At 53.5% G+C, this 15,191-nt stretch carries 12 protein-coding genes and 1 tRNA gene; 4 read left to right on the forward strand and 9 right to left on the reverse strand.

Features of this window, described 5'->3' with window-relative positions:
* Positions 1 to 21: 21 nt before the first annotated feature.
* Together murA and CFBP5473_RS12840 are read right to left on the reverse strand one after the other, a co-directional pair.
* Entirely contained in the window at positions 22 to 1,314 is a 1,293-nt protein-coding gene (murA, locus tag CFBP5473_RS12835) for a UDP-N-acetylglucosamine 1-carboxyvinyltransferase (RefSeq protein WP_027673804.1), read from the reverse strand.
* A gap of 169 nt (positions 1,315 to 1,483) precedes the next feature.
* Positions 1,484 to 1,705, reverse strand: coding sequence for a hypothetical protein (locus tag CFBP5473_RS12840; protein ID WP_027673803.1), 222 nt, complete (start codon positions 1,703 to 1,705; stop codon positions 1,484 to 1,486).
* A 155-nt stretch (positions 1,706 to 1,860) separates the two neighbouring features.
* Between CFBP5473_RS12840 and CFBP5473_RS12845 the strand changes: the two genes are divergently transcribed.
* Positions 1,861 to 1,935: transfer RNA gene (locus tag CFBP5473_RS12845), tRNA-Thr, on the forward strand.
* A 180-nt stretch (positions 1,936 to 2,115) separates the two neighbouring features.
* On the opposite strand, the gene CFBP5473_RS12850 is transcribed toward CFBP5473_RS12845, so the two are convergent.
* A complete protein-coding gene (locus CFBP5473_RS12850) occupies positions 2,116 to 2,913 on the reverse strand; it encodes a hypothetical protein (RefSeq protein ID WP_136954356.1) in 798 nt (265 codons plus the stop codon).
* Between the two features lie 400 nt (positions 2,914 to 3,313).
* Complete coding sequence (locus CFBP5473_RS12855) at positions 3,314 to 5,275, reverse strand: tetratricopeptide repeat protein (RefSeq protein ID WP_027673800.1); 1,962 nt, start codon at positions 5,273 to 5,275, stop codon at positions 3,314 to 3,316.
* A 394-nt stretch (positions 5,276 to 5,669) separates the two neighbouring features.
* On the opposite strand from CFBP5473_RS12855, the gene CFBP5473_RS12860 reads away from it, so the two are divergent.
* Positions 5,670 to 6,104, forward strand: a complete 435-nt coding sequence (locus CFBP5473_RS12860) for a hypothetical protein (protein WP_051441148.1) — start codon at positions 5,670 to 5,672, stop codon at positions 6,102 to 6,104.
* 36 nt (positions 6,105 to 6,140) lie between these two features.
* Here CFBP5473_RS12860 and CFBP5473_RS12865 read toward each other — a convergent pair whose 3' ends face one another.
* Positions 6,141 to 6,365, reverse strand: coding sequence for a hypothetical protein (locus tag CFBP5473_RS12865; RefSeq protein WP_027673798.1), 225 nt, complete (start codon positions 6,363 to 6,365; stop codon positions 6,141 to 6,143).
* A gap of 148 nt (positions 6,366 to 6,513) precedes the next feature.
* On the opposite strand from CFBP5473_RS12865, the gene CFBP5473_RS12870 reads away from it, so the two are divergent.
* Entirely contained in the window at positions 6,514 to 7,005 is a 492-nt protein-coding gene (locus tag CFBP5473_RS12870; protein WP_136954357.1) for a PIN domain-containing protein, read from the forward strand.
* A gap of 276 nt (positions 7,006 to 7,281) precedes the next feature.
* Here the strand turns inward: CFBP5473_RS12870 and CFBP5473_RS12875 are convergent, their stop codons facing one another.
* Positions 7,282 to 9,600 carry a hypothetical protein gene (locus CFBP5473_RS12875; RefSeq protein ID WP_027673796.1) on the reverse strand — a complete coding sequence of 773 codons (2,319 nt, stop codon included), beginning with the start codon at positions 9,598 to 9,600 and terminating at the stop codon, positions 7,282 to 7,284.
* A gap of 235 nt (positions 9,601 to 9,835) precedes the next feature.
* Between CFBP5473_RS12875 and CFBP5473_RS12880 the strand changes: the two genes are divergently transcribed.
* Positions 9,836 to 11,260 carry a DUF2235 domain-containing protein gene (locus tag CFBP5473_RS12880; protein ID WP_169696888.1) on the forward strand — a complete coding sequence of 475 codons (1,425 nt, stop codon included), beginning with the start codon at positions 9,836 to 9,838 and terminating at the stop codon, positions 11,258 to 11,260.
* Positions 11,261 to 11,286: 26 nt separating this feature from the next.
* Here the strand turns inward: CFBP5473_RS12880 and CFBP5473_RS12885 are convergent, their stop codons facing one another.
* From CFBP5473_RS12885 to CFBP5473_RS12895, 3 genes are all read right to left on the reverse strand, one after another.
* Positions 11,287 to 11,961, reverse strand: a complete 675-nt coding sequence (locus CFBP5473_RS12885) for an SH3 domain-containing protein (RefSeq protein WP_027673794.1) — start codon at positions 11,959 to 11,961, stop codon at positions 11,287 to 11,289.
* A gap of 42 nt (positions 11,962 to 12,003) precedes the next feature.
* Positions 12,004 to 13,938 carry an AAA family ATPase gene (locus CFBP5473_RS12890; protein ID WP_136954358.1) on the reverse strand — a complete coding sequence of 645 codons (1,935 nt, stop codon included), beginning with the start codon at positions 13,936 to 13,938 and terminating at the stop codon, positions 12,004 to 12,006.
* Positions 13,939 to 13,999: 61 nt separating this feature from the next.
* Complete coding sequence (locus tag CFBP5473_RS12895) at positions 14,000 to 14,596, reverse strand: hypothetical protein (RefSeq protein WP_027673793.1); 597 nt, start codon at positions 14,594 to 14,596, stop codon at positions 14,000 to 14,002.
* Between the last annotated feature and the right edge of the window lie 595 nt (positions 14,597 to 15,191).

The following is a 15,191-nucleotide window of genomic DNA, read 5'->3' on the forward strand; positions in this document are numbered from 1 at the left end:
CCCCCGACGAAGATGATGGTGTTAGTCGCTGACGCGCTCTACCTGCGCGCCGCAGCGGTTGAGTTTCTCTTCAAGCCGCTCGAAGCCGCGGTCCAAATGATAGACGCGGGAGACCATCGTCTCGCCTTCGGCGACCAGACCGGCGATAACGAGCGAGACCGATGCACGAAGATCCGTTGCCATGACTTGAGCGCCGCGCAGACGCGAAACGCCTTCGATGCGCGCCATCTGGCCTGAGAGCGAAATCTTGGCGCCCAGACGCGCTAGTTCCTGCACATGCATGAAGCGGTTTTCGAAAATGGTTTCGGTAATGTGCGATACGCCCTGCGCACGCGTCATCAGCGCCATGAACTGCGCCTGAAGATCGGTCGGGAAGCCGGGGAAAGGCTCCGTCACCACATCTACTGGATGGATGCCATTGCCATTGCGCACCACGCGAAGGCCGCTTTCCGTTTCCGTGATCGAAGCACCCGCCAGCTTCAGCGTATCGAGCGCGTTATCGAGCAGCGAGGCGTGCGTGCCTTCGAGAACCACATCACCGCCCGTCATGGCGACAGCCATGGCATAGGTTCCGGTTTCGATACGATCTGGCAGAACGCGATGGCGTGCGCCGGATAGCGATGTCACTCCTTCGATGGTGATCGTGGAGGTGCCCGCACCTTCGATCTTCGCGCCCATGGCGATGAGGCACTGGGCGAGATCGACCACTTCCGGTTCGCGTGCGGCGTTGTGGATGATCGTCGTGCCGCGCGCGAGTGTCGCCGCCATCAGCATGACATGCGTTGCACCCACGGACACCTTGGGGAAGGTATAGGTGGCACCAACAAGGCCGCCATTCGGTGCGGTTGCGTTAATGTAGCCGCCGTCGATTTCCATGTTCGCGCCAAGCGCCTCCAGGCCCTCGATAAAAAGATCCACAGGGCGCGTGCCTATGGCGCAACCGCCCGGCAGCGAAACGCGCGCCTTGCCTTCACGCGCCAGAAGCGGCCCGATGACCCAGAAACTCGCACGCATCTTGGACACAAGTTCATAAGGAGCAGTCGTATCGACGATGGTGCGGCAAGTGAAGTGCACGGTCCGGGAATAGCCTTCATCCTGTCTTTCACGGCGGCCATTGACGGCGATATCGACACCGTGATTGCCGAGAATGCGGATCAGCTGCTCGACATCAGCCAGATGCGGCACGTTTTCCAGCGTCAGCGTATCGCTGGTCAGCAGCGAGGCGATCATCAATGGAAGCGCGGCATTCTTTGCGCCGGAAATCGGGATAATGCCGTTAAGCTCGTTCCCGCCTGTGATTCTGATGCGATCCATACGTCCCTACGAGCTTCTGCTCGCCTTTCCTTGATGCCGATGAGGCATGTGTTGGCGCCGGGCTGCAAAGAGTACAGCGGCGCTGAAAAAAGATAAGATGCCGCGCAATGGTTAAATCATGCGGAAGACGAAACCCCGGTCCATTTCAATTTTCGCCTGATTGTTCTTGTCAGGACGATTCGTCCGTTTTTGCGGCAGGCAGACCTATTGTCTCATCCGCATCCCCTGCCCGGCGAGCACGCGACTGCTGTTTCCGCCGCGCAAGATTTTCACGCAGTTTTTTTGCCGCGCGCGCCTTGCGCTCCGCGTCTCTCTGCTTCGCCTTTTCGCCCGGCCCACTCTGGGCCTGCGCACCTGGCTGCTCCGGGGAAATATCGTGGTGATCGTCCATGCGGGGTGTCATAAACGAATTTCAGGCTTTTCAACAGATGCTGCGGATTTTTGCAGAAAGGTTTGGCGAAGTCGCAATTTGCGGCTTGCACTCATCAAAAACCTATGGCAATAGGCGCCCACCTGATGTCGAGGCGCTTCGCTTCGGCCCCAAATGCTGCGGTAGCTCAGTGGTAGAGCACTCCCTTGGTAAGGGAGAGGTCGAGAGTTCAATCCTCTTTCGCAGCACCATTTTTTTCCAAAATGTCGTTACTCACTCACTCTCGTGGTGTGGGCCTTAAGGTTTGTCCCTACGGCACGCCTCTCTGGTCAAAAGTGCCGTTATTTGCGTCCCCGCAGAATTGGAGCGTTTGTTTCCGCCGGTCTGCAACGAGCGAACCCGGAAATCGGGCTTGACCCACCTTTGCGGTATCAAGGGATGAACCCTATGACTTCAGCATTTGGATCATTATGCGGATTGAAAAGCTTGTTGACCGCCGGAATGAACTTTTCGCGATAGAACCATGCTCGCACCTTAGCTCTCGGCAAATGCGGGACCTGCTTTGCCCAAAAGTTGTCAACGATGCGATCCAGCTCACCTGCCCTGTAGATTTGCATTACCATCGAGAGCCGCTCCGTGTTGGGATCAAAATACGGCAGCTCATTGAAGTCCACAGCGGCGAGAGCTTGCTTGGTACCCGCAACAAATGACTTAGCGTTAAGGCCGAGGTTGTGAATGAACTCCGCATGCTCCTTGTCGCCCATAGTAATGCGGTCTGCAAACCTAGCGCCTTTGCGCGGCCGAACGAGTTTGAGCGCAGCGTCGGGAGCAATCGGCATCAGGATTTTCAGGGTCGATGACTTCAAGCCGTCCGTGCGGAGATTTCCATTTTCTGCGTAGACTTGGACGAAGCCACGGTCTGGTAGCAGGAGGTCGCTCTGCGGGCGCTGGACGAAGATGACAACATGGTGCTTCAACATCCTGACCAAGTCGTCGAGTTCAACAAGACTTTTCGCCATCGTCGCGCTAGCCCGCTTGCGCCGCCCCTCGGCCGAAACTCCTTCGGCTCCCCAATGCCTTTCGAGCCCCATCTCTTTCGCTAGAAATAGAAGGTCGTGTTCCAGATTAACGAGCCGCTTGTGGAGATGCCCTTCACGGATGAACTGAGCCGCGATGTACCGCCGGACGGCCTGGCGGTCATCAGATTTCCGAACGGCCCTGTCGACCATGGCGCGGGACCTGGCGTCAAAAAAATCGGTTTCAATCTTATTCAGAACCTGCTTCTCGACGAAGTTCCTGTCTAGCTAGGGAGATTCATACAGATTGTTCTGCCCTCCGATCTCGGCCAGTTTCACATCTTCTTGGAGAACGCCATCAGTCAGCGACCAGAAACTACTCGTTCCGTCGGCGTTCGCGAACCAGGACATATGATGCCGGGCGAGGAAGTGCTGGTACTTTACATTTGACATGCGCGTTCAGCCAAGTGTTTGGCCCCATCCAGGTCGGAACTCGGTCGTTAAACTATTGCTCGGCTTCAACCAGACTGCGATACCAACCTGAAAACGGGGTCCTCCTGGGCCGACATTGATTTGAGGAGGAATAGTTTCGGAATATCAAGAGAGCTGCGATTCAATCTCTCAAAAACCCCGGTTCGCTCTGCAACTTAATCGCCAGTTCATGGTCAGGGAATTTTTCGACGGCTGCTCGCCAAGTTTTCCGCGCGGCTTCGGTCGCCCCAGCATTCCAAAATACTCCTCCGAGATTGAACCAGGCCAGATCGTAATCGGGGTCGAGAGCAATGGCTTTTTGGTAGGAGGAAGTTGCCGCCCCATCTTCACCTGCCTGTTCGTAAGCAACAGCGAGCTGGAACCAGCTCATGGAGTCCGGCTGCACGCGTTCGGCCTGCTCCTTCAAAATCGAGATAGCCTCTTGGCCGCGATTCAGGAAGTTTAGGGCTGTTCCCAAACAATATCCGTATTCCTCTCCACCAAGGTCGTATGCATGATGAAAACACCTCGCGGCCTCATCCCAATCACCATCTATCTGTGCAAAGTGACCAAGACGATCCCAAAGGAAAGGAGCTTGGCTTGCATCAGCTGAGGCGATAAGAGGCTCGAAGTCTCTGCGGAAACTGCTGTATTCAACCCCGATATCGATGCCGTTCATCTTGAGGTAGACTTTAGCGAGGAGGATTTGTGAGTAAGCAAAATCATTGGCCGGATTGGCCTTTCTAAACCGGTGCCAAAAATCAAGGCTTGCTTGAGCGCTCTCGACTGATACCAGGCCGAAACTAGCCACCTGCCGTGCTGTCCACGGCCATATCCATTCTTGTGTAGCAGCGTGCGCCAATAAGGAATTAATCTCTCGAAATGCCGCTTTGGTACGATGAAGATTAAAGTAGCAGTTGATCCTCCAGCCTAGAGTTGATGAGCTTTTGGAAATCCTACCATCATCGAAAACAACGTTATCGAGGTGGTTGAGCGCCTTTTCGTAATTCCCTTGCTGCACGAAATGTACACCAAGAGCATGATGAGCCTCTGCAAGTGTCGGAGCAAGCTTCAGTGCATCCTCAAAATGCTGTGCGGCCTTATCTCGCTCACCGAGCTTAAAGTAGCTACTGCCCATATTCTTGAGACATTGAGCTACCAACTCCCGATCATCAACGGTGTCCAATTGCCCAAGCGCTTTGACGTAAGACGAAATGGCAGCCTCCTCGTCTCTAAGCGCCGTTTGGCCATTGCCGATTGTAAAATGCAGTCCTCCTATTTCGAAACGGTCAGTTTCGATCAGTCTAACAAAGAAGTCGATTGCACGAGAAATACGCTTTGCGTCTCCATGGCCTGACATGCCGAGATTAATCTCGGCCATGTAGCAGAAACGCATGGCCTCATGGTTCGAGCCAAGAACCGCTGCGAACCGATCAAACGCAGCGGTAATTATCTCTTCCTTGTTGTTATAATAAAGGCTCTCCAAAAGCTCGGCAGCTCGGTTTTGATCCTCCGGCACGTGAATTTCAGGCAGAGCAGAGCCAACGAAAATCCCAAGGTCCTCAGCGCGACCAACCGTCAAGCTAAACCGATAATCACGTGATGCGATGGCCTGCAATCTGGCGAGGCTTGCGAGGGAATCTAGAGCCTCGTGATCCAAGACCTTTGTAAACCGGACACTGATCGTGTCTTGTTCAGTCCAGCTTCTACCGCTGTGGCTATACCCGGTGATGACTGCATCAACCGGCGCGTAAAGGAGTCGGGCGGACGGAAGATGGTAGCAAACATAAAGGGAATACCTCTGCACCATCAGGTAGTTCAGATTGCTGCGTTCAACCCCTATCGTTACCGATCCATCGCAATTTGCATTTTTTGTTGTGCCCTTTAACTGAACGTGAATCCTGACGTTGGTTGCCGAACCGTTTTCTAAAACCTCCAGCTGATAGTCCGTACCGAAGTCCTTGGTGTCGGGTGTTTGGATAAAGCAGGATTCGGAACTATCAACAAAGTTTCGGAACGCACGCTGTGCTTTCTGCTCGATCTCGTTGTTCGTGTCGCGCTTCGGAAGATCGTTAAGATGCTCAAAATCCGGATTATCGGACATACTTTCTCGCAAAATCTACAGGAGAATCAGGTGCTTTATCTTATGAAGACATTGAACACCTGGGTTCTCCGTTGGTCAAATGCTGGTCGGCCACATAGTCATGACATCGACTGATTGCTCGGCAATGTAATAAGAGGCGCTCTTGCCCTCGCGAAAGGGTTCACGTTCTGCGCTGGTATAGCGCTAGAGCGCCAGTTCGAGGAACTGTCAATTTCCAGAAGAATTTTCATCTACGCATTTGGATACGACACCCTCGTGGCGAATGCTAAAAGCGCAATCAGGCTGTCTTTTTCGCAATTGTGTATGCATCTCAGGTTGAGTTCGTACAATCCAATATTGCGTTAGGCAGAATTTTCCCCGAGAAATTAGTTGATGATCGATAGGTAAATCGAAAATGTCTTACAATTTGCACAGCCGCATTTCGGATGAATTCAACGGCTTCGACGAAGGCCAGGTCTTCAGGCTAGATAGTGGCCACGTTTTTCAGCAGAGTGTCCATCACTATCATTACCACTACGCATACCGGCCCCGTGTAAGAGTTTTCCAACAAGGGTCGAATCTTGTCATTGAGGTGGAGGGGGTGCCGGGGGCAGTTCCAGTCCGTGAGGTAAGCTGCGTCGAAGAGGGCGTGATTGTTTCTGACTTCAAAGGATATGAAGGCCAGAGCTTATTTCAGTTCGAAAATGGCCACGTTTGGGGGCAAGCTGAATACAAATACAGTTATCACTATGCCTACCGTCCGAACGCCATCGTGATCGATGGTATCAATGGCCTCGAACTGCATGTCGAAGGAATGGATGAGACTGTCCGTGTGCGACGACTACGTTGAAAAGCCACGCGATGGATGGCGTAGGCATTTGGGCGACTATTCAGGTATCGGTCCCCCACGGGTCAAAAAATCCCTCGCTTCATTTGTCATCTGCGATCTTGAAATCTTAATGACATACTCATGGCCACTATCTTTGACCTTAAGCGTCCCAGCAGCTCGCAGGCGCTCAAAGAAACGCCGCAGCTCTCCCTCTTCCGGAATGGCAATAATGTTGGCTGACATTCCGTCTTCCTCTCTGGAATTTCTATCTTCTTTATTCATAGTTCTCTCCCATAAGAGGAGGCCCGAAGCGTAATCCCGACGGAATAACGCCCGTTAATCGCCTGTTAACCATTATTTCGGACGTTGCTCGCATTTGAGTTTAGCGGGCACTTCTATGACGACCGGATACTTACTCGATACGTGCGTTTTGAGCGAAACCAGCAGGGTTAAACCGAACCCGCACGTCCTCCGGTTTATAAAAGATGCGCCGAACCTCGTTATCCCAGCAGCTGCTATCGTCGAGTTTCAACAGGGGATCATGCAGCTTTGTTCTCGTGACCCCATCAAAGCCGTTAGACTGACCACTTGGTACCAAGGGCTTATCGCTACCGGCATGCCGATCCTGGAGACAGGAAAGGATGTTGCCGAGGTGTGGGGGAATTTGGCTGCTGATCCCAGGCTTCGCAATCTCCTCGTATCGCATCCAGGAGCCAAAAGAATTCGCTTGGGACAGGACCTCCATATCGCGGCAGCGGCGCTGGTGAGTCAATTGCCGATTGCAACCTTTAATGTCAAAGACTTCCTGCTGATTAATAGCTACTACCCCCTTCCAGGCATTTACAATCCACAAGACGACACGTGGCATGCTCGGTCAACTTCAAGTTATGCTCTAGCAGAGCGATCCAAAGTTTTCCCATAAGATAGAGCAGCTAGGAAGTTTATCCATACCAAGCTGCTCTGAGCCGGTGGAGAAATTACGCTAGTGCGAGGTTTAAAGCCACGGTCGCTCTACGTGTAGGTGCTTCGTACACGAGAACCACAGATGTTTCTTTTCCCGCGTGGGTGCAGAAAAAGCGTTCACAATCGCACATGGTCTCTCTTGGGAAGGTGAAGACACATTCGATGACTACTGCCGATAAACCCCCGAAAAGCCAAGGACCAGCAACGCTGGACAATCGCTGGTCCTCCAACCGATTTACGCCGCTTCCCAGACTTGGTTTAATATCTTCGCTGCGAGAGCTGCCTTGTCCTGCGGAAGGAAGCGTCCATAGTGCTGCTGAACCATCTCCGGTGTATCCTGGATAGCATAGCTCGCCTGCTCATAAGACCCGGTAAGTTTCAAAATGTGCGTCGCCAAGACGTCCCGGACATTATGGGGGCCGTGAGGTAACAGGCCCTTAATCGCCCCACGTCCCGTGTATGGGTTATAGATGCCGTAACGTTGTATGATAAGACGCCAGGCTTCATAGAACGTCGTTTGATTGTAGGCCGCATCAGCACTCGAAAGTTTGACTGTTTTTATGAAGAAAGTGCCAGGATCAGTAGCCTGCCCCAGTAAAACCTTCCGATGCCGTTCGATGTAAGCGTTGATGTAGTGATAAAGATCGAGCAAGTCTGGCAGGATCAGCCTGAACGGCTTCGATCCGAAGAAGGAGGAATTTGCGTTCTTAAACGCGACAGACGGGATCAAGACCTCCCACCCGTTCTCTCGGTCGTTCCAGCGAATTTCTCCGCGCCGCATTTCCTCCAGTCGCCGTTCCGAAGTCGGGAAGTGCCCTCGTGGGCAGAACATCAGTTGCCGAAGATTCTTCTGTCGGAGACCCAGGTGCAGCCCGAGGCGCAACATCAGAAATGATCGAACGGATTCTGCGGCCGCTCTTGGGTAACGATCCTTATCCGGCATTCGAAGAAGTATCTCATCCGTAATCTTCCGATACTCAGCAAGAGGGCTTGGTGCCTCCAGCACACACATGATTGGCTCGAACGGGTCCCTGTGGACTCGCATCACTCGCTGGATTTCCCTGATGCGGTTCCTTGCATGGGAATGAAAAGCATCGCAGCAGGCATGCCAATCACGTCGTGCGAAGGCAATCTCCTCTTTCGTAACCAAGCCAGTCACCGGCACCACACGCTCGATAAGTTCAGGATGCTGCCTGATCCATCCAGTTTCTTCGCGGGTAAGCGACAGGGCAATGCTGAGCATGTCAGCCTCCCAAGCAGTGTAGAACCCCCTTCGTCTCTCGCGCCATTGTAAATACCAATCCCATATGCCGGGGAAAACAAGTAGACCAAATGTCAAAGCATTTAACGGTACGCCCCGTCCAGCGACTTCGCCCTCGGGTGAAGCAGCGAGTGCGCCGAACATGAGACCCAAGTGCTCAAGTTTCTGGGATGCCGTTTCTTCACCCCACACACCGTTTCGTTTGAATCCGACAGCAGTCAGGGTCGCGGTTTTGAAGGACATCAGATTAGCCATTTCATGCGCTAGATGCGTCGGCGCGTCGATCACCCCGGAAAGCATATCAGGGTCTTCCAGTTCGTCCTTGGATTCTTCGACTACCTTACGGGTTGATGTCATCGGCTTGTGAGAGCCGCCATAGGTCACGCCAGGAAATCGGATCGCATATCGTTGTCGCGTCGCGAGTGCCTGATAACGACGATAGTCCGTCGCACCGGTCAGAATAACTCGCCTTACCCATTCTAGTATTTCCGCACGCTTTTCTTCTGGCAATGAGTTGAAGTCATCCGGCAGATGCCAAGCCAAACGCCGACGCTCCGCCGGAGAAATATCGTCACCGACATCATATCCGACCCCGGCACGAGATTGGTGCGGAAGCTTTTCTTTGAAATAATTGTGCGGCAGGCGGTATCGACGTTCGATCCGATTGAGAATTTCCAGGCTGGACACGCTGCGCGGCACTTTCGTCCCTTTCAACCAGCTCAACAAGGTGCCTGCCTCAAGGGCATCGCCTTCTCGGAATATCGCCCGATGCAGATGGTAGTAGGTCTCACCAAAACGGTCGATGTGAAACTGGAGCGCGGCTTGAAAGGAAACGGGCTCTTCATAACTCTCGAAAAGCGGTTCGGGAAACTCTTCGATGGGTTTAGGCTTCGGCCCAGGCCGCGATTTTTTATCTGGATCAACTGCTTTTCGGTCAAGCTTTCGCACTCCAGCCTTCCCCGCGCGGTTTGGTTGCTTCCGTTTCTTTTTGATGATCGCAGGTTTGGCGATTTGCGGACTGGATTGATCGAGCCAACGGACGATAGCATCAAACCCGTACTGCGCAACGCGCCGAAGTTTTTCTGACGAACGGCCAAGTCTGCAGGTCACGGACACTTCGCTCCAGTCGACATGCTTGCCGGACATTGGAGGAGGCATTTTGTCGTCAACAAGGCCAATCATGTATTCTGATAAAGCCTGGAGTTGCTCCGAATTTGTAAGGGGTGCTAGCTTCATCTCGCAGAAGCTCGCGATCTTTCGCCGAAAGACGACAGCTGATTGATCTATGCTCATTCAGGTTACCGTTCCAAATGATAGCCCAGCCCGGGGGCGGCTTGCTAAGGGAACGAGCTTAATCAAATCTAAACGACACGAACGCGAGTTGACCCGGTGAACGCATTCACCGGAGTGCTTTGCAGACTTCGGCATATCCGAAGTTCTTTTGGATAACTTCAGGTTGAGATTTCGGTTAGACAAACTTTTCTGGTAATACTTGTGACTGACTTACATTAGGAGAAGGTCACTGACGATGCCCAAGAATATCCTCATATTCTCTGACGGTACCGGACAAGCAGGTGGCCTGTTGCCTGATGAGCGACGCAGCAACGTTTACAAATTGTTTCGAGCGACAAGATGTGGGCCAGACTCTGCGATCAACCCAGATCAACAAGTCGCATTTTACGACGCGGGCCTGGGATCGGCGTCAGATGCCGATGACATCAAAATCGGCCCTCTGCGAAGAATGTACAACGTTCTCTCTCAAGCGACTGGCCTCGGAATTACGAAGAACATTGTCGATTGCTATACATTCATTCTTCAGTCGTGGGAGCCGGGCGACAGAATATTCCTATTCGGGTTTAGCCGTGGTGCTTACACTGCTCGATGCGTAGGAGGCGTGCTAGGCTTATGTGGTGTCCCAACGACAATGGAAGATGGGAAGACGCCGTTTTACCGCGACCCAAAGACTGCCCGCGAGGTTGCTAACGAAGCAATCAAAAACGTGTATCAACACGGAGCGGGACGGCGCGACAACCAGTTGGACGCCCAGCGCAGAGAGCTAGCAGCAAAATTTCGCAGCAAATACAAATCCGCAGATGCGGAGGCGCAAGCTAATGTCGTGCCCTATTTCATAGGCGTTTGGGACACCGTCGGCGCATTGGGTGTCAACGCGATCCAGCAAGCAATAATCATCATTGTGGCGGCGATAGTCGTGCTTGGGCTCGGAGCGTTAGTTTGGGCTTTGATGCCTTGGCCAATTAACCCTTTCACGTGGTTGTTCTCTGTGTTTGCATTCTGTGCGGTTGCTGGTGTCGCCTGGTATGTAGCAACGCACTTGAAATGGGCAACCGGGCTCAGTGATCCTTGGTGGAAAACCATCCATCTGACCGGCTGGCGGATGAAGTTTTATGACACCTTCCTCAATCCCAGAGTCGCCTTCGCTAAACATGCCCTTTCAATAGATGAGAACCGGGCAAAGTTTGAGCGTGTACCGTGGACGCCCCAGTCTACCGATGTGGCAGGAAAGGCGGACGCATGGTTTGAGCAGGTCTGGTTCGCTGGCGTACACTCCGATATCGGCGGAAGCTATCTAGAAACGGAGTCGCGGCTTTCGGACATAGCCTTGGCCTGGATGGTGGATAGGGCCACCAATGTGCCAAATCCGATAACCGTCGATCAAACATGGCTCCACCTCTACCCATCTAGTGCAGGCATCCAGCATGACGAGATCAAGTCCGGGTGGCTTCCATGGAAGTCATGCGTTCGGCCGATTCCGCCGAATGCACCGATCCATCCGAGCGTTTTGGCGAGGTTTAAGTTGCCGGGCGTCATCCATTATGATGAGACAAAACCTTATCGGCCTGAGGGGCTGCGTAACCACGAGGCGGTCAAGTCGTTTTACTTAGGAGAGGCGCAAGCTAAACTAGATGCCGATGCACCCGTTGCGAAACTGTAGACAGAGAATTATCGCAAGCTGGTCAATTAGTTGTAGGCCTCGATCATTGATTTCGTTACGTCGCCAGCGAAACAGATAGGTGCATAACCGCCAGGCTTTGAGTAGGCGCTTCTGTTTCCACATTTCCGACCACGTCGATCCGTGCTGTAAGGGCAAGCGCAAGTGCCAGGATAACCCGCTATCGACTCGGCGATTATTCGCTGGATGATAATAGAAGGCGAAATTTTCGGCGCAACTACAGCTGTCTCTTCAGCTTTGTGCTTCTTTTGCTCGACGGTTGCCTCTTTGCTCGTCAGCAAACGGCTCGCAATCCAACCCTCCCGCTGAGTCAGGTTATCCTTCACGCGGGACCACTGGCCTTCACTATCCAGAACAGTAACTCGTCTCCCGGCGTCGAGCCTATCTAGGATCGAACCTTTCTGGGTCGGGCTTTGCCGTAAGGCGACACTACTTCCTCCGACGAACTTTGTTTGCGGCTCAGGCTTCGTGGGTATTTCGTGGTCAGGCTGCTCGATACTCGCGGAACTTGAGGGTGTAGAAGTCGTCTTAATTTGATCCCGCAACGGATTCGCTGGCGCGGGCTGCGCACTTCTAGAAGGAGTCGAGGGCGCTACCGCGTACTGCTGCTGGGTGTGCATGCCGCCAAGTTTGGAGAGCCCAAACAAAAGTATGCCGCACAACAGCCAGTATCTTTTTTTCATAAGCGCCCCCTAAATCAACATCGCAGAGGCTCGTAATCTTGGTCAAGTAGTGGTCGACAATTTTTCAACTACAGCGATATCTACTGTGCACTTTGGCGGTGCTTCGAGCTTTGCCGCCATCGCTGCGACCTGATCAGCAGAAACTTTCCCCTTCACCTCCAGCTCGTCGGCAATAGCCTCCACGAGTTTTCGGTGACTGCGGACCATCTGCTTCGCACGCTTAAATTCGGTAAGAAGTACATCGTCCACCCAGACCGCGACACTCGGGTCCCGAAGGCGAAGTGCCTCAAGGTCGCGGTCACTCTTTGCCAGGCTATGACGAAGGCGATTACCCATGCCCATACCGCTCTGCAACATCGTGGCAATACGGGTCGCTTGGGCGAGATCAGAATTCGGGCCTGCGCCAGCTCCATCACTCACAGCCCCAAGGACCACCTCCTCGGCAGCAATCCCTGCTAGCAACACTGCAATACGATCCCTGTAGGTTCGAACCGTGCGGTATGCGACGTTGGGCACCTCGAAGTATGCGCCACCACCGGGCACAGTCTCACTGTCGTTGCGCGTATGATCGATGATCATGGCACCGTAAAATTTCCCATGATCTAGCGCGAGGACCGCGACGGTATGGCCCGCCTCGTGAACCGCGAGCGCCCGCCGCAGTTCGCCTGTGATCGCCACCATTTCTGGTAACGATTTTGCAATGTCAGCCATAGTGACATCCCGTTTAGCTCGTCGGGCAATGCGCTTAGCGTCTCGGGCCACCTTGGCGAGATCAGCTCCGGAAAACCCGTTGGTGGCTGCGATCAACTTTGGATGATGTTTTCTTGGCAGCGTTTGACCAATCTGTTGCTGCAGGATGGCGATCCTGTCTGTCGCTGTTGGCAGGGGAATAGCAACATGTCTGTTCAGTCGCCCGGGTCTCAAAATGGCAGGGTCGATACGATCCAGAGCATTGGTTGCGCCGATCACCACGACGCCTTCACGCCCGTCGAGGCCGTCCAGGTGTTCGAGAAACCCGTTCACCACCTGCGTGCTGTAGTCTCTGTTATCTGCCGAGAAGGAATTACGGTCGCCGAAGCTGTCCAACTCGTCGCAGAATAGAATACATGGCGCAGTTTCCTTCGCTTTTTCGAAGTCACCTCTCATGGCTTTCAGGAGGTCACCAAGATGTCCCCTTGACTGCCATCGCGCCAGAGACGTTGCGATGATGGGCACATTGCACTGTCGGGCCAGGGCGGCGGCAAACTGCGTCTTCCCAACTCCAGGCGGTCCTGACAGAACGATCCCGGTATCGACTTCCGACCAATCAATCTTGCCGCGCTGCCAGTCGATCAAGTCTCGGGCCAGCTCAAGGCCCCAGTCCTTTGCCTGGCCATAGCCAAACGTGTCCTGTAAAGGCGGCAGGCTTTCGCTCTTGGTTTTCGACGGTTTGGCATTAAGGGCAGTAGCCTCGGCCAGACGCGCCAACGCGTTCCCGATTGGACGACCTCGCCGCAGTGCTGCCCAAACATGCGGCAGCGGATACGACATTGCCGTTTCTGCCTCAGAGGGACTGACGTCGATCTGATAAGCAATCCGGCATCCGATCCGAAAGTCCATTGTCGAGATCGGTGGGAGGTCGGCTTCAACGTCAACTTTCAAGGAGACTTGAAAAGGAACCTCGGCACCCTGTTCCCTGAAAATAAGAAGTCGGCGCTTTCGGCTGAAGTCCCCATCCATCCTCTTGAGAATGGTCCTTGGCTTATCGGTAGCCGCGATCATCATGTAGGCGATGTCATCCCGGTCCGCAGAGAATCGAAGCAGGAGATTTTCGGCGCATGGATCGTAATCCTCGCCAGATCGGTCTGACGGAACATTCAGCAGGACTACGCTGTCAGCGCCTCTGATAAAGTCCGGAGCCTTCCTGAGCGCACGCCTGAGTGTGCAGTACAGCGCGGCATCTTGTGGCGTCTTCAGCGAATACTTTGTTTTAGGCACAGTTATCCTCCTCGCGGCCTTGAGCCACGAACTTCGAACATCGAATGTCTTGGTGATGGGTCTAGCCGCGATAGCGGCGAACAACGGTCTCTGGTCCAATCAGCGCGGTGTCGATATCGATCTCGATAAGACGCGTTACGACCATATTTGCCAAGCCACGTATTGGCTGGGTTTCCTGGAATACGGTGAGGCTCTCAGCTAGGGTCAGGGACGATTGTTCATCGAGAACGGACAGCAATCGCACCCGGTCGCCCAAACTCACTTCGCCAACAGCGCTTTGAAGCAGGTCCTTACAGTTCTTCAGCCGGATAGGATCAATATCTCCGCGCGACATTGTCCTGTAGGTGAACCCTTCCCGAGCAACCGCCTCGGCAACCCAAGGGGGCGGGCGTCGATGGCCAACGACATCAATCACCAGGATATCAGATGGACGTTCGGCGACGAAATCCGGAGAATAGGTATCAAACCCGTGGCGCAGCTGCAGAGACCGGCAGTTCCAGCTCGAAACCTCGTCTTCGAATTCCAACAAGCACGCCACATCCCGCGCCAGTTGGTCCCTGGCGACGAAACGGCCTACGCAGCGGTTAAATTTGGGCTGGGAGAAAATTGTTTGCGACGTGCGGGACTTCTTGCCAGAAGGCAACGACTGAATACTCATCTACACAACTCGAATATACACGCAATTGACGACAGCCTCTCGCGAGGCGGTGGATCAGCGGGATATTCGTATGATGTGTAGGGTTCCGTTCTTCATGAATGGAACAAATAGAGAACAATATCGAGCGTGTCAACGGCATTTTTGAGGGAGGCGACAATGGCTATTTCTCCACGCAGTTCGCCAGAGCCTTCTTCAATTCGGCCATGGTTAGACTTTTCACATGCTCTGGGCTGTAGAGGAGCACGCCTCGATCCACCTTCAACGCGGTCTTGATGTCTACACTCGGCTGCAGCTTCAGCCGTCCCAGCATCGAACCAGTCTTTGGGTCCGAAACGCATATATTAATGATTGCGCCCTGTATCGCTTGAAGAACTGGATCGAACATTTACTTTGTGTATCCATGCTACCTGCATTTGTGTCGATGCCACTGGGATTGACTATAGTCAAATGTCGACGACATCCCGAGGCGATTACAACGAGTACCCCGCTCGAACAATCGTCTGATTCTGTGGATGAACGTAGATTAAAACACAAATACGCTCTGACTGCGCTTGCATCGGTTGCAATCAACAGCGACGCTCACCCTCTCATTGAG

The sequence above is a fragment of the Agrobacterium larrymoorei genome (assembly GCF_005145045.1).
GTDB classification, from domain to species: Bacteria; Pseudomonadota; Alphaproteobacteria; order Rhizobiales; family Rhizobiaceae; genus Agrobacterium; species Agrobacterium larrymoorei.